At 47.9% G+C, this 19,041-nt stretch carries 19 protein-coding genes; 17 read left to right on the top strand and 2 right to left on the bottom strand.

What is annotated here, in order from left to right:
- Positions 1 to 28 precede the first annotated feature (28 nt).
- Positions 29 to 634, bottom strand: a complete 606-nt coding sequence (locus EAT1B_RS03090) for a DUF1054 domain-containing protein (protein WP_012726669.1) — start codon at positions 632 to 634, stop codon at positions 29 to 31.
- 199 nt (positions 635 to 833) lie between these two features.
- Between EAT1B_RS03090 and hrcA the strand changes: the two genes are divergently transcribed.
- The 6 genes from hrcA to EAT1B_RS03060 all read left to right on the top strand — a co-directional run bounded on the left by hrcA (position 834) and on the right by EAT1B_RS03060 (position 7,259).
- Complete coding sequence (gene hrcA / locus EAT1B_RS03085) at positions 834 to 1,856, top strand: heat-inducible transcriptional repressor HrcA (protein ID WP_012726668.1); 1,023 nt, start codon at positions 834 to 836, stop codon at positions 1,854 to 1,856.
- A gap of 17 nt (positions 1,857 to 1,873) precedes the next feature.
- Positions 1,874 to 2,461 (top strand): nucleotide exchange factor GrpE, encoded by a 588-nt coding sequence (gene grpE / locus EAT1B_RS03080; protein WP_012726667.1) that lies wholly within the window; start codon positions 1,874 to 1,876, stop codon positions 2,459 to 2,461.
- Positions 2,462 to 2,490: 29 nt separating this feature from the next.
- On the top strand, positions 2,491 to 4,317 hold the full coding sequence (gene dnaK, locus EAT1B_RS03075) for a molecular chaperone DnaK (RefSeq protein WP_012726666.1): 1,827 nt from the start codon (positions 2,491 to 2,493) through the stop codon (positions 4,315 to 4,317).
- Positions 4,318 to 4,427: 110 nt separating this feature from the next.
- Positions 4,428 to 5,534 (top strand): molecular chaperone DnaJ, encoded by a 1,107-nt coding sequence (gene dnaJ / locus EAT1B_RS03070; protein ID WP_012726665.1) that lies wholly within the window; start codon positions 4,428 to 4,430, stop codon positions 5,532 to 5,534.
- Between the two features lie 18 nt (positions 5,535 to 5,552).
- Entirely contained in the window at positions 5,553 to 6,491 is a 939-nt protein-coding gene (prmA, locus tag EAT1B_RS03065) for a 50S ribosomal protein L11 methyltransferase (protein ID WP_012726664.1), read from the top strand.
- Between the two features lie 3 nt (positions 6,492 to 6,494).
- Positions 6,495 to 7,259 (top strand): 16S rRNA (uracil(1498)-N(3))-methyltransferase, encoded by a 765-nt coding sequence (locus EAT1B_RS03060; protein WP_012726663.1) that lies wholly within the window; start codon positions 6,495 to 6,497, stop codon positions 7,257 to 7,259.
- 27 nt (positions 7,260 to 7,286) lie between these two features.
- On the opposite strand, the gene EAT1B_RS03055 is transcribed toward EAT1B_RS03060, so the two are convergent.
- Complete coding sequence (locus tag EAT1B_RS03055) at positions 7,287 to 10,943, bottom strand: S8 family serine peptidase (protein WP_012726662.1); 3,657 nt, start codon at positions 10,941 to 10,943, stop codon at positions 7,287 to 7,289.
- A 308-nt stretch (positions 10,944 to 11,251) separates the two neighbouring features.
- Between EAT1B_RS03055 and EAT1B_RS03050 the strand changes: the two genes are divergently transcribed.
- The 11 genes from EAT1B_RS03050 to EAT1B_RS03000 all read left to right on the top strand — a co-directional run bounded on the left by EAT1B_RS03050 (position 11,252) and on the right by EAT1B_RS03000 (position 18,959).
- Positions 11,252 to 11,875 (top strand): class I SAM-dependent methyltransferase, encoded by a 624-nt coding sequence (locus EAT1B_RS03050; protein WP_012726661.1) that lies wholly within the window; start codon positions 11,252 to 11,254, stop codon positions 11,873 to 11,875.
- A gap of 16 nt (positions 11,876 to 11,891) precedes the next feature.
- Positions 11,892 to 12,359 carry an S-ribosylhomocysteine lyase gene (locus EAT1B_RS03045; RefSeq protein WP_012726660.1) on the top strand — a complete coding sequence of 156 codons (468 nt, stop codon included), beginning with the start codon at positions 11,892 to 11,894 and terminating at the stop codon, positions 12,357 to 12,359.
- 1 nt (position 12,360) lies between these two features.
- Positions 12,361 to 13,299, top strand: a complete 939-nt coding sequence (locus EAT1B_RS03040) for a PLP-dependent cysteine synthase family protein (RefSeq protein WP_012726659.1) — start codon at positions 12,361 to 12,363, stop codon at positions 13,297 to 13,299.
- Positions 13,265 to 14,422, top strand: coding sequence for a bifunctional cystathionine gamma-lyase/homocysteine desulfhydrase (locus EAT1B_RS03035; RefSeq protein WP_012726658.1), 1,158 nt, complete (start codon positions 13,265 to 13,267; stop codon positions 14,420 to 14,422). The genes EAT1B_RS03040 and EAT1B_RS03035 overlap by 35 nt, the downstream gene beginning before the upstream one ends.
- 107 nt (positions 14,423 to 14,529) lie before the next feature.
- A complete protein-coding gene (gene rarD / locus EAT1B_RS03030; RefSeq protein ID WP_012726657.1) occupies positions 14,530 to 15,408 on the top strand; it encodes an EamA family transporter RarD in 879 nt (292 codons plus the stop codon).
- Positions 15,409 to 15,487: 79 nt separating this feature from the next.
- Entirely contained in the window at positions 15,488 to 16,153 is a 666-nt protein-coding gene (gene deoC, locus EAT1B_RS03025) for a deoxyribose-phosphate aldolase (protein WP_012726656.1), read from the top strand.
- Positions 16,154 to 16,227: 74 nt separating this feature from the next.
- The gene (rpsU, locus tag EAT1B_RS03020) at positions 16,228 to 16,422 is read left to right on the top strand and encodes a 30S ribosomal protein S21 (RefSeq protein WP_029334745.1); all 195 of its coding nucleotides are present in this window, start codon (positions 16,228 to 16,230) and stop codon (positions 16,420 to 16,422) included.
- 33 nt (positions 16,423 to 16,455) lie between these two features.
- On the top strand, positions 16,456 to 16,905 hold the full coding sequence (locus EAT1B_RS03015) for a GatB/YqeY domain-containing protein (protein ID WP_012726654.1): 450 nt from the start codon (positions 16,456 to 16,458) through the stop codon (positions 16,903 to 16,905).
- Positions 16,906 to 17,038: 133 nt separating this feature from the next.
- Complete coding sequence (locus EAT1B_RS03010; RefSeq protein WP_031423231.1) at positions 17,039 to 17,551, top strand: NfeD family protein; 513 nt, start codon at positions 17,039 to 17,041, stop codon at positions 17,549 to 17,551.
- On the top strand, positions 17,548 to 18,534 hold the full coding sequence (floA, locus tag EAT1B_RS03005; RefSeq protein WP_012726653.1) for a flotillin-like protein FloA: 987 nt from the start codon (positions 17,548 to 17,550) through the stop codon (positions 18,532 to 18,534). Before EAT1B_RS03010 ends, floA begins: the two co-directional genes overlap by 4 nt.
- A gap of 5 nt (positions 18,535 to 18,539) precedes the next feature.
- Complete coding sequence (locus EAT1B_RS03000; protein ID WP_012726652.1) at positions 18,540 to 18,959, top strand: hypothetical protein; 420 nt, start codon at positions 18,540 to 18,542, stop codon at positions 18,957 to 18,959.
- Positions 18,960 to 19,041 lie beyond the last annotated feature (82 nt).

Genomic DNA, 19,041 nt, shown 5'->3' with positions numbered 1-19,041 from the left:
CTCGTGAGGATTTGTCCATTTTCTTATATTACAAGACGAGATCACGATAGAGCGGTGTAAGCCGACCGAACGTGTCTTCGACCAACGCGAGAAATGCGTCTTCATTTTGAAGAATCGACGCATCGGCAGGAAGTTGACGGCCGATCAAGAAATCAGCCTTTTTCACAGTGCCGAATCGCTCAAGTAGCGATTGAATGTCTTCAGTTGACGTATCTTCAACAAGTAACGCTTCTTTTTTCATATGGTCGCCCGCGATATGGAAATCAGGGAATGTTGATTTCAAATCGATTTGTTGCAGGTGTTTCGCGATGGCGTCCTTGTTCGGCATCTCATAGATGAACGCTAGCCAGATGAAGACGCGATCGTCGAAAAGTCCAACTTGTAAGTGCGGATGTTTTTTGTACCCACGTTTGTCGTGACAAATCGCCATCCACGTATCTTTCGGTGGGTTCACCGTCCGACGAGCGTGCTTCGCCACATGCAAATAAAGAGGGATACCGACATCAGCCTCAAGCTCTGGCCCGACCTCGTCATAAATCCGATGGAAGAGCGGTTGAATATCCGAACGGATGCCAGACATTCGTTCGTCGAGTCCATCCTGTTTAAATACATTAAATTGTTTTGTTGTAAACATTTAATCACCTCATCATCTATTCTACCGAAATGGGCTTTTATTTTCATTTCGTAGGTTTGCTATCGTGAAAAAAGGTGAAAAAATCCGAGTGTATGAATTGACAAATAGTGAGAACATGATAATATTTGAAGTGTGATTAGCACTCGTTAAATATGAGTGCTAATAAAGCGGGGTAACCTTTTCAGAGAGGAGTGATGTTGTGCTGACAGATCGACAATTGCTCATTCTTCGAGCCATCATTGACGATTACATTCAGACGGCTCAGCCGGTCGGTTCTCGAACATTGTCGAAACGAGACGATTTGACGTTTAGTTCAGCAACGATTCGGAATGATATGGCCGATTTGGAAGACATGGGGCTGATTGAAAAACCGCATACTTCTGCAGGTCGCATCCCGTCAGAGGTCGGCTATCGATATTACGTGGACCACCTCGTCGAGAAGCAGATCATCGACGAACGGGAGACAGGTCGACTAGAAGAACGTTTGAAACAATCTTCAAAAGAGTCTGAGATCCTGATTCGACAAGCTGCAGATCTCCTTTCTGATTTGACCAATTATACGACGGTCGCCCTCGGTCCGAACAGCCAAATGGAAACGTTGGCCCGTGTGGACTTTATGCCATTAGATGAGCGGCGTGGTGTTGTTCTCATCGTCACGGATCAAGGTCATGTCGAGCATCGTACCGTCATGTTTGAATCGCGGGTCGCTCCTGACGTCATCGAGGAAACGATTCGACTGTTGAACGACCGCCTTGTCGGAACGCCAATCGGACAATTGAAAATCCGGATTGGGGAGGAAGTTGCCAAATTGCAACTCGCTCAGCGACAGCAGTACGAGAACATGATGCAACTGATTCAATCGACGGTCGGAATCCAAACGCCGTCTTCGCTTTATCTCGGGGGCAAGAAGAAGATCTTCAATCAACCCGAGTTTCAGACGCTCGACACGTTACGCCCATTCCTAGAATGGATTGATGAGCAAGAACGATTGACGCACTGGCTCGAATCGTTGCCAAATCGTGAGATTTATGTGAGCATTGGGAGCGAGAACGGAATTGTCGCCCTTCAAAATTGTAGTGTCATCACCTCGGATTATACACTAGACGGAAAAACATTCGGAACAATCGCTATGATTGGTCCAACGCGTATGAATTACCGTCATGGTGTCCAAATGATGGGACAAATTATCGAAGCGTTGCGACGAACGAAACTAGATGAGTGACGGAAAGGAGTTTTACTATGACAGCAGATCACCAAAACGGGCATGAGCAAGATGACGTGCTTGAAGAAAAATCTGTAGACTCGGCACAAACAGAAGAGAATGAGTCAACTGAATCAAATGAAGATGAGGTTTTAAATGCTGAGATTGTGGAAGAAAGTTCTGAGGGGACGGACTTACAAAAAGAAATCGAAGCGTTGAAAGCGAGCGAGCTCCGCATTCGTGCCGACTTTGACAACTTCCGTCGTCGGACGAACGAAGAGAATGCCAAACGCGTCAAGTTTGCTTCACAGTCTGTCATTGAAAAATTGATTCCGCTCATTGACAACTTTGAGCGTGCACTTCAAGTAAACGCAACTTCGGAAGATGCGAAGCAGATTCAATCGGGAGTAGACATGATTCATCGTCAACTACTTGACGTATTAAATGCTGAGCAAGTCGAAGTGATTGAAGCAGTCGGACAGCCGTTCGACCCGAATTTCCATCAAGCAGTCATGCAAGAACCGAGCGATGAGTTCGAGTCAGGTATCGTGACGATGGAGCTTCAAAAAGGATATACGATGCATGGTCGAGTCATTCGCCCGAGCATGGTAAAAGTCGCAGAATAAAACTACTTAACGAGACGGAGGAATAAACGATGGGTAAAATTATCGGTATTGACTTAGGGACTACAAACTCATGTGTGGCAGTAATGGAAGGTGGCGAAGCAGTCGTCATCTCAAACGCAGAAGGTAACCGTACGACTCCTTCTGTTGTCGCATTCAAAGGAGAAGAGCGTCAAGTCGGTGAGGTCGCAAAACGTCAGGCTATCACGAACCCGAATACGATCCAATCAATCAAACGTCACATGGGAACGTCACACACAGTAGACGTAGACGGCAAGAAATTCACACCACAAGAAATCTCGGCAATCATTTTGCAGAAGTTGAAGAAAGATGCTGAAGACTACCTCGGTGAATCAGTCACGGAAGCCGTCATCACAGTTCCTGCATACTTCAACGACGCGGAGCGTCAAGCGACAAAAGATGCTGGTAAGATTGCTGGCCTTGATGTCAAACGGATCATCAACGAGCCAACAGCTGCGGCACTCGCTTACGGTTTAGATAAAGGCGAAGACCACACGATTTTGATCTATGACCTCGGTGGCGGTACGTTCGACGTTTCGATTCTTGAACTTGGTGACGGTGTATTCGAAGTTGTCGCTACAGCTGGTGACAACCGTCTCGGTGGAGATGACTTCGACCAAAAAGTCATCGACTACCTCGTTGCAGAATTCAAAAAAGAGAACGGCATCGACCTCGGCAAAGACAAGATGGCACTTCAACGTTTGAAAGATGCTGCTGAAAAAGCGAAGAAAGACCTTTCAGGTGTCACAAGCGCACATATCAGCCTTCCGTTCATCACAGCAGGTGAAGCAGGTCCGCTCCACTTGGAGATGACACTCACACGTGCGAAATTTGAAGAATTGACGGCTGACCTTGTCGAACGCACAATGGAACCGACGCGCCGTGCCTTGAAAGACGCAGGACTCACACCATCTGACCTCGACAAGATCATTCTCGTCGGTGGTTCGACACGTATCCCTGCTGTTCAAAAAGCAATCCACGACTTCACGAAGAAAGAGCCATTCAAAGGGGTAAACCCGGATGAAGTTGTTGCACTTGGTGCAGCAATTCAAGGTGGAGTTCTTGCCGGAGACGTGAAAGACGTCGTTCTTCTCGACGTGACTCCACTCTCACTCGGTATCGAGACAATGGGTGGCGTGATGACGAAACTCATCGATCGCAACACGACAATCCCAACATCGAAATCACAAGTGTTCTCGACTGCAGCCGATAACCAGCCTGCTGTTGACATCCACGTTCTTCAAGGGGAACGTCCGATGGCACCAGACAACAAGACACTTGGTCGCTTCCAATTGACGGATATTCCACCAGCACCACGTGGTGTACCACAAATCGAAGTTAAATTCGATATCGATGCAAACGGAATCGTTCACGTATCGGCAAAAGATCTCGGTACGAACAAAGAACAATCGATCACAATCCAATCTTCTTCAGGTATCGATGAGGCGGAAATCGAGCGCATGGTGAAAGAAGCCGAAGCAAACGCAGAAGCAGATAACAAACGTAAAGAAGAAGCAGAACTTCGCAACGAAACAGACCAACTCGTCTTCGCGACAGACAAGGCGATTAAAGACCTTGGTGAGCAAGTAGAAGAGGCGGACAAAGAAAAAGCAGAAGCTGCGAAAGAAAAAGCGAAAACTGCTCTCGAAGGTTCAGACCTTGAGGCGATCCGTACAGCCAAAGACGAATTGTCAGCTGTCGTTCAAGAGTTGACGCAAAAAGTATATGCTAAAATGGCTGAACAGCAAGGTGCTGAAGGCGCAGAACCACAAGCGGAAGCGAAACAAGACGATAATGTCGTGGACGCAGAGTTTGAGGATCTCGACGACCGTAAATAAACAGCCGTTGTAAAGGAGAGCGCCAAAGCAGGTTTCTGCTTTGGCTCTTTCCATGTTAAGGTAGAATCGGTAAAATCGATACGTAGTTAGTGAGGATAGGAGCGAGAATAGTGGCGAAACGAGATTATTATGAAGTGCTCGGGCTCGACAAGTCGGCCTCGGCACAAGACATCAAGCGGGCATACCGAAAGTTAGCCCGTCAATATCACCCGGACATCAACCAAGAAGCAGATGCTGCTGACAAGTTCAAAGAGATTGGTGAAGCGTACGAAGTACTCTCAGACGAACAGAAACGGGCCCAGTATGACCGATTCGGTTTCGAAGGGGCCAATCAGTTCGGAGGAGGCGGTGACTTCCAAGGCGGCTTCGGAGATATCTTCGACATGTTCTTCGGAGGCGGTGGACGCCGTCAAGATCCGAACGCACCACGTCGCGGTGAAGATTACCAGTACGTCGTCGATCTTGACTTCATGGAAAGTGTCACTGGGAAAACGGAGACGATTGAACTCGAAATCGAAGTGGAATGTGACACGTGTATGGGAAGTGGCGCAAAACCGGGCACGAAACCGGAAACGTGTAATCGATGTGGCGGTAGCGGCGTCGAGACGGTCGAACAGAACACGATTCTCGGTCGTATGGTCAACCAACGTCCATGTAGCCAGTGTCATGGAAGTGGTAAGACGATTAAAGAAAAATGTCCGACGTGCCATGGCTCAGGTCATGTGAAGAAGAAACAAACCGTCGAGGTCAAAATCCCAGCCGGTATCGATAACGGTCAACAGATCCGTCTCTCAGGTAAAGGTGGTCCAGGCGTGAACGGTGGACCAGCAGGGGACTTGTACGTCGTCGTTCGTGTCAGAGCACATGAGATCTTTGAACGTGTCGACCAACATATCGCAATGGATATGCCGATCACATTCGCCCAGGCTGCTCTCGGTGCGGAAATCGAAGTACCGACAGTTCACGGGAATGTGAGCTTGAAAGTGCCTGCAGGGACACAAACCGGTTCAAAATTCCGTTTACGCGGTAAAGGGATGCCGAGCGTTCGTGGTGGCGCAAATGGTGACCAGTATGTCAGTGTCATCGTGATGACGCCGAAGAACATGACAGACCGTCAAAAAGAGTTGCTTCGTGAATTTGAAGAAATTAGCGGAGAGTCCGGTGTCGAAGAGGAACATGGCATGTTCCAAAAAATGAAAAAGTTCTTTAGTCACTAAAAGGAGTGTGTACGAACGATGAAATGGTCTGAAATTTGTGTCCACACGACACAACTTGCGGTAGAAGCGGTATCCAATTTACTACACGAAGTGGGGGCACAAGGTGTCGTCATCGAGGACGTGGAAGATTTCGATAGAATGATGGCGGAGGACCATTTCGGGGAGATTTGGGACGTTTCGGATCGTGAGACGTATCCAACTTCTGGCGTACACGTCAAAGCGTATGTCCCGGCCTCGGGAGATTTTCAAGATTTACTTTCAAATCTGAAAAAAGAAATCGAACGACTACGCACGATGCTCGATATCGGGTCAGGAGACGTCACGGTCGCTGAAATCGATGAAGAGGACTGGGCTCACTCTTGGAAGCAGTATTATAAGCCGGTGAAAATTTCGCAACAGCTTACCATTGTTCCTTTATGGGAAGAGTACACACCGCAGCCGGAAGAGAATGTGATTTTGCTTGACCCAGGTATGGCGTTCGGCACAGGAACGCATCCGACGACAATGCTATGCATTCAAGCGATTGAGAACTACATCCGGGAAGGTGACCATGTCATTGATGTCGGTACAGGATCGGGCGTATTGTCGATTGCTGCTGCGAAACTCGGAGCAGCAAGCGTGAAGGCGCTAGATTTGGATTCAGTCGCCGTTGAATCGGCTCGTCAAAACGTTGAGACGAACGGAGTGGGCGAACTCGTTCAAGTGGACACAGGTGATCTTCTGAAAGGTGTGGAAGGGGAGTATGATTTAGTCGTGGCGAACATTCTCGCTGACGTCATTCTCCTGTTCATCGAAGACGCCTATGCACGTACGAAGTCAGGTGGTCGCTTCATCACCTCTGGAATTATCGGAGAGAAGCGGGCTGAAGTGACGAATGCTTTGGTCGCTGCTGGATTTGAGATCGAAGAGACGCGCGTGATGGAAGATTGGGTCGCGATTATCGCCAAGAAGGGGTAAGTTATGCAACGTTATTTTTTGACAAAAGAAGCCTTTAAAGGCGAAACGGTGACCCTTCCTTCCGACGTGGTCCATCACATCGGTACAGTCTTACGACAAGGTCCTGGATATGAGATGGTCCTATTGGATGGTACAGGTGTTGAGTATGCCTGTGTCGTGACATCACTTGAGAAAAAGAGCGGGGAAGCGAAAGTCATGTCATCGCGCCAGGCGACGACGGAATTGCCGATCGAGGTGACTTTGGCGTATGCACTACCGAAAGGAGACAAAGTCGAGCTCGTCGCCCAAAAAGCGACGGAGCTTGGCGTCCACCATCTGTTGCTGTTCGAATCGACGCGCTCTGTTGCCAAATGGGATGGAAAAAAAGCTCCGAAAAAAGTGGAGCGGATTCAAAAGATTATGCAAGAAGCGGCTGAACAATCCTATCGTGCCGTGGTACCGACTTGCACATATATTTCTCCGAAAGAGCTCCAACAGAAAATAGATGGCTATGATGCCGTCGTCATCGCATATGAAGAGTCGGCAAAAGAAGGGGAACAGTCTGCTTTCGCGCAACTGTTGACTCAACTGAAACCGAAACAACGCGTTCTCGTCATCACGGGACCTGAAGGTGGATTCGATGTGAACGAAATCAATCAATGGACTCAGGCAGGAGCGACTGCATGTGCATTTGGACCACGAATTCTTCGGTCTGAGACGGCGCCGCTTTATGCATTATCTGCAATCTCTTTCGCGCTTGAACTGAACAGATCATATGAAAACGGATGACCCGATCGAGGTCATCCGTTTTTCATTTTATTTTTTGTTGATTGTAATCACTTTCTTCGTGACGTTTCCGCCAAGGTCGGTCACTTCGAATGTGAAGGTATTCTTCCCTTTCGCTGTCACTGGAAGTGTGATCGTCCCCGTGCGTGAGAAAGCACGCATCGCGTATGGTTCTTTCAACGTATTGCTCCATTTCAAGTCCCCGTTGACACGAAGCTTGATCTCATCGAAGTTATCCGTTACTTGAACTTTCACTTTTACAGAATTCTGTTTAGCCGATACGTTCTTCGGAACATTTGTCACCGACAATTTAGCTTTCGTCGAGTCGACAAAGACTGGGCGGACGAAGTTCGTCACGTTTCCGGCTGTGTCTTCTGCGACAAAGCGCACTTTGTGATACCCGTCTTTAAATGTCCGTGTCGTATTGAACGTATATTGTTTCGCTGTCGCGTCGTATGTGAGCGGTACTTCGACCCCGTCCACAGTGAACGATGCAATCTCAGAGTCATCTTTGACTTGACCGATCAACGGAACGATCGATGAACCGTAAGGAGAGAAGGCGAGTGGCGCATCTACGAAGATGCCAGGCTTGGCCACATCATTTTCTGTCGATACGTTTCGAGTGATCACGTTCCCCGCGTTGTCTGATACACGAACCGAGAGCTGATCCGTAGAGGCGAGTGGTTGTTCAAGCGTAAAGTTTGCAGCATCCTTCGCTTCTTTTGCAACCACTTCTCCATTCAGGAGGAACTCGATTCCGTTGATTCCAGCAAAGTCATCCGATGCCTTGACGCTCGCCACGTTATCGTTCCAACGAAGCGTGAAGCGCGGGTCTGTGTAATCTACTTTGACAGGGATACGTAACGTTTGAGCTTGCTTCTTCATGTAGTCGATGCTTGCTTCAATCTCATAGTAATATGTGCCTTTAGGCGCCATCTTACCATTTAATTGCCCATCCCAAGCGTTATCCGCTGCGTAATAGTAATAATCGCCACTTCCACCATCGAAGTAATTCTTTCTCAATTCGTCTTCCATCTTGAGGGTGCGAAGGACGTTTCCTTTCTCATCTACAATCCGGTATTTGACATCTTTTGCGTTACGTAATAGCGAGAAGACTGGAGTTGCCGTATCTTTCGATCCGTCTCCATCCGGAGAGATGGCAACCGCCTCACTAGCCACAGATTCATCTAACTTTTCACCTAAGTAGTTTCCGTCGGCATCGACCAATCCAGAAACGCCATAGAATGCTCCTTCTCCGTAAATCGTCTCGTCAAAGATTGGTGCTTTGCCCCAGTCCCCTTCAAAACCGACGAATGGAACGACGAGAGATGGATGACCGTCTGTGCCGCTTGGGTCAGTCAAACGAAGGAACCCGTCGACGAAGTAGCCGTTCTCAAAGACAGATTTGGCAGATACAGTGCCTTCTAACGTTTCTGGGTTCAACACTTTTGCTTTCGAGACATCGATGGAAACTGTGATTTCTTTCTTCTGTTTTGCTTTCAACGTGACTTTACTTGTGTTCGATCCGTTGATTTTAACGATGGCTTGCTCGAGTGCTTGAGCTTCCATCGCATTTTGAACGATACCGTCTTTGTTTTTGACAGCGAGGTCTGTTTGCAACGATGCGGCCACATCATAAGTCAACGCTTCGTTCGACATGTTCTCGACGACGACCGTGAAGGATGCTTTGCTCTTCGACAACTCTTTCAAAGCGACTTTCGCCTCTTTTGTCGACTTTTCATAGGCGACAGCCGGCGAGGTGACGGCTGCATGCAATTGCATGAGACCGGCTCCGGCACGACGAGGAGAGTATGGAAGCGACTGTTTCAATTCCTGGTTATATGGTCCGATATCCGTGACAGGCTTAGATGTGTTGAGTAACAAGTTTTTCGCCATCGTGACGCGTGCTTTACCATTCAACTTGAAGTCGCGGTCTACACGTTCGAGAACGAGTGCCGCTCCTCCGGCAACGTGTGGTGCTGCCATTGACGTTCCGCTCATCAATCCATATTGGTTATCGTTAAACGTAGAGAAAATTTGTCCGCCTGGAGCAGAAAGTTCCGGCTTGAAGTCAAGGTTCGGTGTAACTCCCCACGATGTGAAATCAGACATCGCACCGGCTGAACGGTTGTTGACACTGATTCGGTCACCGGCAAACGTCACTTGAAGCGGACCTTCTGCTAACTTGTCTTTCAGTTCATTCCCATCCTGGATGCTAAGTGAAGCCATTGGGAGTTGAGGTTGATCGAGAGCCATCGAGACATAATCGCCATGCCCGACCGCACCACGTACGATGACACCTGCTGCGCCTTGTGCTTCAGCTGTTTTTTGAATCTTCGAGTAGAAGTAACCGCCGTCGCGAACAGCAAGGACGAGTTTTCCTTTTACGTCTTTTCCTTCATAATTCTCCGGTTGTCCGTCTCCGACATATACGATGTCGTATGTTCCTTCTTTGAAGGCAGGACCGTCTTGTTTTTTCCATCCGATTTTTTCATCTCCGACACGGAATGCGTCCAATTGAATTTGATCGTTTTCAAGAGAAGCGACCGATGTCGATGCTTGACTGACACTCGGTGCCCCAACGACACCCGTATCTGGGTTTGAAGCAGTCGGTAAGTCGAATCCGTGACCAAAATATGCGGAGTTCCCTGCAGAAATCGACATGAAGATACCGTTATCGACGGCACGTTGAACGGCTTGTTGTTCTGGCGAATCGGCATCGACGAACCCGGCTGTCGAACCGAGACTCATGTTGATGACGTCGGCGCCGAGTTTGATGGCATCATCAATCGCTTTGATATAGATGTCTCCATATGTAGATGCATAGTTCGGATCGTTACTGAATACTTTTAAACCTAAAATTTGTGCTTCCGGTGCGACCCCTTTGATTCCACCGTTTTCTAAATCACCGTTAGCGGCAACCGTTCCAGAAACGTGTTGTCCATGCATGGAAGCGCCAGGTGAATCGTCTTTGATGTCATCGTTCTCATCGTAATAGTTATATGCGTATGGAACTTTCTCGTTCACGTATTCGCCTGGAAGACCGAACGATGTGATGGCTTGATTGACTTCAGATTGAGTCAACTCTGCCGTCTTGGCGTCTGTGATCTTATAATCCCGGTGCTCAGGGTCGATTCCAGAATCGATGACGGCGACGACAGTACCTTCTCCGGCAAATCCGTAATCTCCCCACGTTTGTTCGGCTTGAACCATACCATTACTCGTGATCATATCCGGTTTGACTTCTGGGCGCTCATACTCGTTGACAATGTGAACGGTCGCCACTTCAGGTAATGCTTCGACTTTGGCGATTTCACTTGTAGACAAGAATGTAGAGAAACCGTTGAAGACGGTCGTGAATTCTTCAATCGGTGTAGCCGTTACGCCTTGTTTCTTCAAGGCGGACTTGGCACGTTTTTGTTCTGATTGAACAGATTGTTGTGCCTTATTTTGCTCTGATTTCGACAATTCATTAAATTTCTTTCCTTTTTGAGCGGCTTCGGCAATGGCAGGATCCCCGACGAGCTCAACGACGACCCGAACTTTTTTCTGTTTCTTCTCTATAACCAGTTTTGGTTTAACGGAAGCTTCTGCTGAAACAGAGGTTGTTCCAGCTTGAATCAGTGCAGGTGACAAGGCGATACATGTGGCGAGTGAAGCGTTTAAATAGATTTTTTTTCGTGACAACGTATAGACCCCCTAAAATTTGTTAGTACCTGTAAAATTTAAAGCATAAACTCACATTGAGAATTATCATATCGCTAATCAGATGAAAAAGAGTGGGTTTATTTGTAAAACAGGTAAGTGTTTTTGCACAAATTTTAATGTTCTGACAATTACTAAAGACCTAACACATAAGACCTATATCCAATTGCATATGATGCGTGAATCTAGCGAATGACTTGAAATGAATAAAAAAACCTGTTAATGTAACGTTAAAGTTAAATACCAATAAAACATATCAAATTAGTAAGAATTAAGATTGGGGTAGCGATATGAACTTACCATTCATGGACATCTTTAAGGATTGGGCAAAGGATTATGATACGACGGTCGAGGGGCATGATGAGCAATATCACGAAGTGTTCATCGGATATGAGCAAATGCTCGATGAGGTTGCCCTACACGTCGAAGGAACGGTGCTTGAGTTTGGTGTCGGAACAGGGAACTTGAGTAGCCGGATCTTGAAAGGGCATCCGTTGATTGCGATTGAACCGTCGCCGGAAATGCGACAAATTGCTGTTGAAAAGTTGGGGATTGAAGTACTCGAAGGTGATTTTCTCCGATATCCGAAGTTATCACATGTAGATACGATCGTATCGTCATATGCTTTTCACCACTTGACAGATTCTGAAAAGGCCACGGCCATTGGTCGATACGTCGAAGACTGGGAACACCCGAAGTTCGTGTTGCTTGATACGATGTTTGAGTCACCAGCAGCTCGTCAGGACATCATCGATTGGGCGACTGCGAAAGGGTACTCGGACCTCGTCGAAGATTTAAATCGTGAATACTATCCATTTACGTCAACGATTCGTTCCATGTTAGAAGCGAACGGATACAACGTGACGATGACGCAGAAAAACAAGTTTGTCTGGCTCGTAATAGCCACTAAATAACGAGGAGGAATTACTCATGAAAACATATAATGTTGAAAGTTTTAACTTGGATCATACGAAAGTACAGGCGCCGTTTGTCCGTTTAGCTGGTGTGAAAGAAGGGACGGCTGACACGATTTATAAATACGATATTCGTTTCATTCAACCGAACGAAGGACTCATGCCGATGCGCGCGGTTCATTCACTTGAGCATTTGATTGCCGAGAACAGTCGCAATCATTCCGAAGACATTGTCGATATCTCACCGATGGGTTGCCAGACAGGTTTCTATTGGACAATGCTCAATGATGGGAACTACGAACGAATGCTTGACCTCGTGGAAGCGACGTTGCGTGATGCGATGAACGCTGAGGAATTGCCTGCGCAAAACCCTGTTCAATGTGGGAATGCGAACCATCATGATTTCGAAGGTGCCAAAAAATTAGCGGCAGACATGCTCGCAAAACGCGATGAATGGCATATCGTCTTCAAGGACGAGGCATAAGATGATTGTCCGTGACGTCTATGAACTCATCGGAGACACACCGCTCATTGAACTTCGAACGCTTCCTGTACCAGCAAATGTCAAAGTGTACGGGAAGCTCGAGATGATGAATCCAGGTGGGAGTGTTAAAGACCGACTCGGGATGAATTTGATTGAACGGGCGATCGAGCGTGGCGATGTGGCACCCGGTGGAACGGTGATCGAACCGACAGCAGGTAATACGGGGATCGGGCTTGCGCTCGCTTGCCAACGATTCGGGATTCGCCTCATGACGGTCACTCCTGAAAAATTCAGTCAAGAGAAGCAGGCATTGATGCGACTGCTCGGAGCAACTGTCGTCAACACGCCGACCGAACTCGGCATGAAGGGCGCGATCGCACATGCCATTGAGTTGGCTAAAGAACATGACGCCTATGTCCCAGAACAGTTCTCGAACCCGGATAACCCGGATGCTTACGTCGACATCCTTTCCCATGAGTTGTTGAAAGATGTGCCACAAATTGACGTATTTGTAGCGGGAGCGGGGTCAGGTGGCACATTCACCGGTGTCGCCAAATCATTAAAGCCACTTGGAACGAAAACTGTCGTCGTAGAGCCGGTCGGTTCCATTTTGAATGGCGGTGAACCAGGACCACATAAAACAGAAGGAATCGGCGTCGAAAAATGGCCACCCTTTTTGGAGAGGGCTTACGTCGATGCGATTCATACCATTACAGATGAGGAAGCCTTCTACTACGTGGCACATTTAGCGAAACAAGAAGGTTTGCTCATCGGTAGTTCTTCAGGCGCTGCCATTGCAGCATGTGTAAAAGAAGCGAGTCAATTGACGGAAGGCACGATTGTCACCATCTTGCCTGATAGTGCAGAACGATATTTAAGTCAAGGAATTGTCAAGGAGGCAGAACATGCGTACAAAGACAGCACTCATTCACGGCGGTAAAACGACGGACCCGTTGACAGGGGCCGTCACGCCACCGATTTATCAAACGAGCACGTATAAGCAAGACGGGATTGGCAACTTGCGAGAAGGGTACGAGTACTCACGATCAGCAAACCCGACTCGGACGGCATTAGAGACATTGATTGCCGACATCGAAGGCGGCGTGCAAGGATTTGCATTCGGATCTGGGATGGCAGCCATCTCGACGGTGCTTATGTTATTGAAATCTGGAGACCACGTCATCGTCGGGTCTGATGTATATGGAGGAACGTACCGTGTATTCAATCGAGTATTTCAGTCACGAGGCTTGGAAGCAACTTTTGTCGATACATCCGATGAAGCAGCGGTTCGGGATGCGCTTCAAGCGAACACGAAGATGATTTATGTCGAGACCCCGACAAATCCTCTCTTGAACGTGACGGACATTCGGGCGATGCGTCAGATTGCCGACGAGGCAGATGTGTTACTCGTCGTGGACAATACGTTTATGACCCCTTACTTCCAAAATCCGATCGATCTTGGTGCAGACTACGTCCTTCACAGTGCCACGAAGTACTTAGGTGGACATAGTGACGTCGTAGCGGGACTTGTTGTCGCACGTACGGAAGAGCAGGGCGAGGCTTTGGCGTTCCTGCAAAACTCTGTTGGCGCAGTCCTTGGACCACAAGATAGCTTTCTTGTTGTACGGGGAATCAAGACGTTGGCTGTTCGGATGGAAGAGATTGAATCGAATGCACGTGCACTGGTCGAATTCCTTCAGTCGAACGAGTCTGTATCACGCGTGCTCCACCCAAGTGTATCGAGTGAGGAAGCGAAACGGATTCATTTATCGCAGGCACGTGGATTCGGTGGGATGATCGCATTTGATGTCGGTTCAGCGGAAGCGGCAGAAATGATGGTCGCGAAGACGAAATACTTCACGCTCGCAGAAAGTTTAGGAGCGGTTGAGAGTTTGATCAGTGTTCCGGCACGCATGACACATGCCTCGATTCCAGCCGAACGCAGAGCGGAACTTGGCATCACCGATGGGCTCGTCCGTATTTCGGTCGGACTTGAGGACATTGATGACTTGATCGAAGACTTGGCACAAGCATTAACAGCAATTGAACAAGTGAAACAATAAACGGTCAGGGCGCGATTTCGCGCCTTTTTTTCATGAAACAAAAGTCTTGTATCGGGAGTCTTTCATCGACTAAACTGTCTTTAACTTGTAAGAGAGCGGGTGAACGTGTGAATAAGGGAGTATGGACTACAATCGGGGCCTACGTCATGTGGGGCGTCCTTCCGATTTATTGGAAATTTTTACAAGAGGTGCCGAGTGGTCAAATTTTGGCGCATCGAATCATTTGGTCATTTTTATTTATTCTGCTCGTTCTAAGATGGACAAATCAGTGGAAAGAATTCGGTTACGCCCTGCGACACCGTGCTACGCGAAACGCATTCATGTTGAACGGATTCATCGTCAGTGCGAACTGGTTTGTATACATATGGGCTGTCAATCACGGATATATTATTGAAGCTTCTCTCGGATATTACATCAATCCTCTTGTCAGTATGGTGTTAGGGGTGCTTGTCTTTCGGGAATCATTAAATCGAGTCCAATGGATGGCCGTTGGGATCGCGTCAATCGGCGTCCTCGTCTTGACGTTAGGGTATGGTACGTTCCCATGGATTTCATTCGTCTTGGCGAGTACCTTTGGATTTTATGGAATGGTGAAGAAGCGCCGTCCCCTTGCTTCAACGGTCAGCCTAGGAATCGAAACGCTAGCAGTGGTCCCGGTGGCATTGCTCTTCCTCGGAAATCAAGTTGTCACCGACAATATTGCGTATAACATGTCGCCTGTCATTTGGATCGCCCTTCTTGGAACGGGTGTGGTCACGGCGTTACCTCTTCTCCTGTTCGGGTACGGGGCACAACATATCCCGTTCACGCTTGTCGGGTTTCTTCAATTCATCGCACCGACACTTAGCTTGATCATCGGGGTTGTCATGTACCATGAACCGTTCACGGCATATCATGTCTTTGCCTTCACCTGCATTTGGCTCGCTATTTTCTTCTTTAGTTGGAACAGTTGGGTCGTCGCTCGTAAACGTCGTCAGTTGATTTAGGTTTGAAAGCTGTTACATCTCGAAAAAACATGGTAATATGTTAGATGTCAGACTTATTTGTCAGAGGAGGAAATGAATAATGGAATTAGCCCGTTATATCGACCACACAGCTTTAAAGGCTGAAACAACAAAAGATCAAATTACAACACTTTGTGCAGAGGCGCTCGAATACAAATTCGCAAGCGTTTGTGTCAACCCGACATGGGTCAAATATGCAGCAGAACAACTCAAGTCCGATGATGATGTCAAAGTATGTACTGTCATCGGTTTCCCACTTGGAGCAAACACACCTGAGGTAAAAGCATTCGAAACAAAAGATGCGATTGCCAATGGCGCAGATGAAGTAGATATGGTCATCAACATCGCAGCACTCAAAGATGCTGACTACGATCTCGTAGAACGTGACATCCGTGCGGTTGTCGAAGCGGCAAACGGTACACTCGTCAAAGTCATCTTTGAAACATGCATGCTTACAAAAGAAGAAATCAAGAAAGCTGCCGAACTTTCAGTGAAAGCTGGAGCAGACTTCGTCAAAACTTCGACTGGTTTCTCGACAGGTGGCGCGACAGTCGAAGACATTCGCCTCATGCGCGAGACGGTCGGACCTGACATCGGCGTAAAAGCTTCAGGTGGTGTCCGTGACTTCGAGGGTGCGAAAGCGATGATCGATGCCGGTGCGACACGTATCGGTGCTTCAGCGGGTATCGCGATTGTCACTGGTGGACGTTCAGACAGCGACTATTAATAAGTGGTTGACCACACGACTTAATTTCACTATAATATGATATGACGTGTGAAACACGTTTCCTTAGTCGTGTAATTCGGAGGGAGGGAAAACTAGTGGAAACTCGTGTCCGTAAAAACGAATCGCTTGAAGACGCTCTTCGTCGTTTCAAACGCGGTGTTTCGAAAGATGGCACACTTGCCGAAGTTCGTAAACGTCGTCACTACGAAAAGCCAAGCGTAAAACGTAAATTGAAATCAGAAGCTGCGCGTAAGCGTAAGAAATTCTGATTCCAGTTTCATTTGTAGAGAGGGTGTTGGCTCATGAGTCTTCAAGAACGCTTGACGGACGACATGAAGCAAGCCATGCGCGCGAAACAAAAGGATCGTCTTACGACAATCCGGATGGTCAAAGCGTCGCTCCAAAATGAGGCTATCAAACTAGGTCGTCAAGATCTTACCGAGGAAGAGGAACTCACGGTGCTCAACCGAGAGATGAAACAGCGCAGAGACTCCCTCCGAGAATTCGAAAGCGCTGGTCGTGATGACCTTGCTTCCAAAGTAGCAGAAGAGATTGTCGTCCTAGAAGCCTATATGCCTGAACAACTTTCAGAAGATGAAGTGACTGCCATCGTCCAAGCAGCAATTGCTCAAACGAACGCAGCCGCTCCATCAGATATGGGTAAGGTGATGGGCGTCGTCATGCCGCAAGTCAAAGGCAAGGCAGACGGTGGTCTTGTGAACCGAATCGTCAAACAACAATTGACGAATTGATGAAAAAGCAGAAACTTTCCGGGAAACCGAAAGTTTCTGCTTTTTTTTGCGTATTCTGAAACCACATTCAATCTTGTTTCGTATACACTAGAGATAGGAGATAGCTTTGAATTTGGAAGGGGGTAGCAAGACGATGACATTTGGTCTCGGAGTGATTCTGACAGTCTTTTTTGTCGGAGTCGTCCTTCTTGGAATTGAAGTGTTCGTAGCAGGGTTTGGATTGTTCGGTTTGCTTGGGATCGGAGCCGTCGTTGCGAGTTTGATTATGGCTGGTGCGACGATCGGTCAATTATGGCTATCGATTGGTCTAGCGGCAGCGGTGCTAACAGGTCTCGGCTTTTGGGCATACCGTCGCTTGAGTACGAATCGTCCGCTCATTTATAAAGGGTTGATTTTGACGGATTCGACATCGACTGAAAAAGGCTACTTGTCCCACGAAGATCGAAAACAGCTTCTCGGGAAAGTGGGAGTCACCTTGACACCACTTCGCCCAGCCGGTACTGCCGAAATCGACGGAGAACGACTTGATGTCGTGACGGAAGGTGGCTATCTCGATCAGCAGACAAAAATTCAGGTTTATAAAGTGGATTCTGGACGGATTGTCGTTCGAAGCTTTGTAGAACCGAAGGAGGATGTAACAGAATGACACCAGAATTACTGACAACGTTACTCATTACAGGTGGAGGATTGATTGCACTTGCCGTATTCTTCACGTTCGTACCAGTCGGACTATGGATCAGTTCGTTTGCAGCGGGCGTCCACGTCTCGATCTTCACATTGATTGGAATGCGCCTTCGTCGCGTTATTCCTTCGAAAATCGTGAACCCGTTGATTAAAGCGGTTAAAGCAGGAATTGAATTAAACACGAACCAACTTGAGAGTCACTTCTTGGCTGGTGGTAACGTAGACCGCGTTGTGAACGCATTGATTGCGGCGCACCGTGCGAATATTGAATTGTCGTTCGAACGTGCTGCTGCCATTGATTTGGCAGGACGAAACGTGCTCGAGGCTGTACAGATGTCTGTTAACCCGAAAGTCATTGAGACGCCGTTTATTGCGGGTGTCGCAATGGACGGGATTGAAGTGAAGGCGAAAGCACGTATTACCGTACGTGCGAATATCGATCGTCTCGTCGGTGGTGCGGGAGAAGAAACGATTATCGCCCGTGTCGGTGAAGGGGTCGTGTCGACAATCGGTTCACAAAACAACCACAAGCACGTCTTGGAGAATCCGGATATGATTTCACGGACTGTCCTCACAAAAGGGTTAGATTCAGGAACAGCGTTTGAGATTCTTTCAATCGATATTGCCGACATCGATATCGGTAAGAACATCGGCGCGGTCTTGCAGACGGACCAAGCAGAAGCGGATAAGAAAATCGCTCAAGCGAAGGCGGAAGAACGTCGCGCGATGGCGATTGCGCGCGAACAAGAAATGAAATCTTCAGTAGAAGAAATGCGTGCAAAAGTTGTCGGTGCCGAAGCGGAAGTCCCGCTCGCGATGGCAGAAGCGTTACGAAACGGAAAGCTTGGTGTCATGGATTACGTGAACTACTTGAACGTTCAAGCGGATACAGAAATGCGAAAAGCGATTGGGGCACCTGTCGATTCTGAATCAGATAATGAGTGATTGATATGGATGGACTATGGGTACTCTTGTTAGCCGCCTTCGGAATTGCTTCGGCAGTGATGAAGCGGCTCGAAAAGTCACCGTCCTCTGGAGACCGTCCTCAAAGCAGTGAGCTGAAACGCTATTTGGATTCGGTAGGGGACGTCATGAAGGAGATTGAAACGGCATTTGATGACTCGGACGAAAAACCGGCACCCCAAAAGGTGAGGCGCCGAGTCGCTCGAACGGTAGAAGAGCGACCGGCTCCACGAGAACGTCAAGTCGAGATGCCGAAAGTGAGCGCGCAATTCGAACAAGCGGTTAAAATTCCACCGATTCAACAGGAAAAGAAACCGAGACAACTGAACGTTTCACAAAAACGAATGCGGGAAGCTGTCATTTGGAGTGAAGTACTACAACCTCCCATCTCGAAACGGAAGAAGTGAACGGAAGGCAGTAACGTCATGTTACTGCCTTTTGCGCGTGGAAATTACACGGTCTTTCTTTCACGATAGGCGTGATAGTGCT

This window comes from Exiguobacterium sp. AT1b, assembly GCF_000023045.1.
Taxonomy (GTDB): Bacteria; Bacillota; Bacilli; order Exiguobacteriales; family Exiguobacteriaceae; genus Exiguobacterium.
The sequence above is the reverse complement of the archived record's forward strand: the minus strand, read 5'-3'. Positions and strand labels throughout refer to the sequence as shown.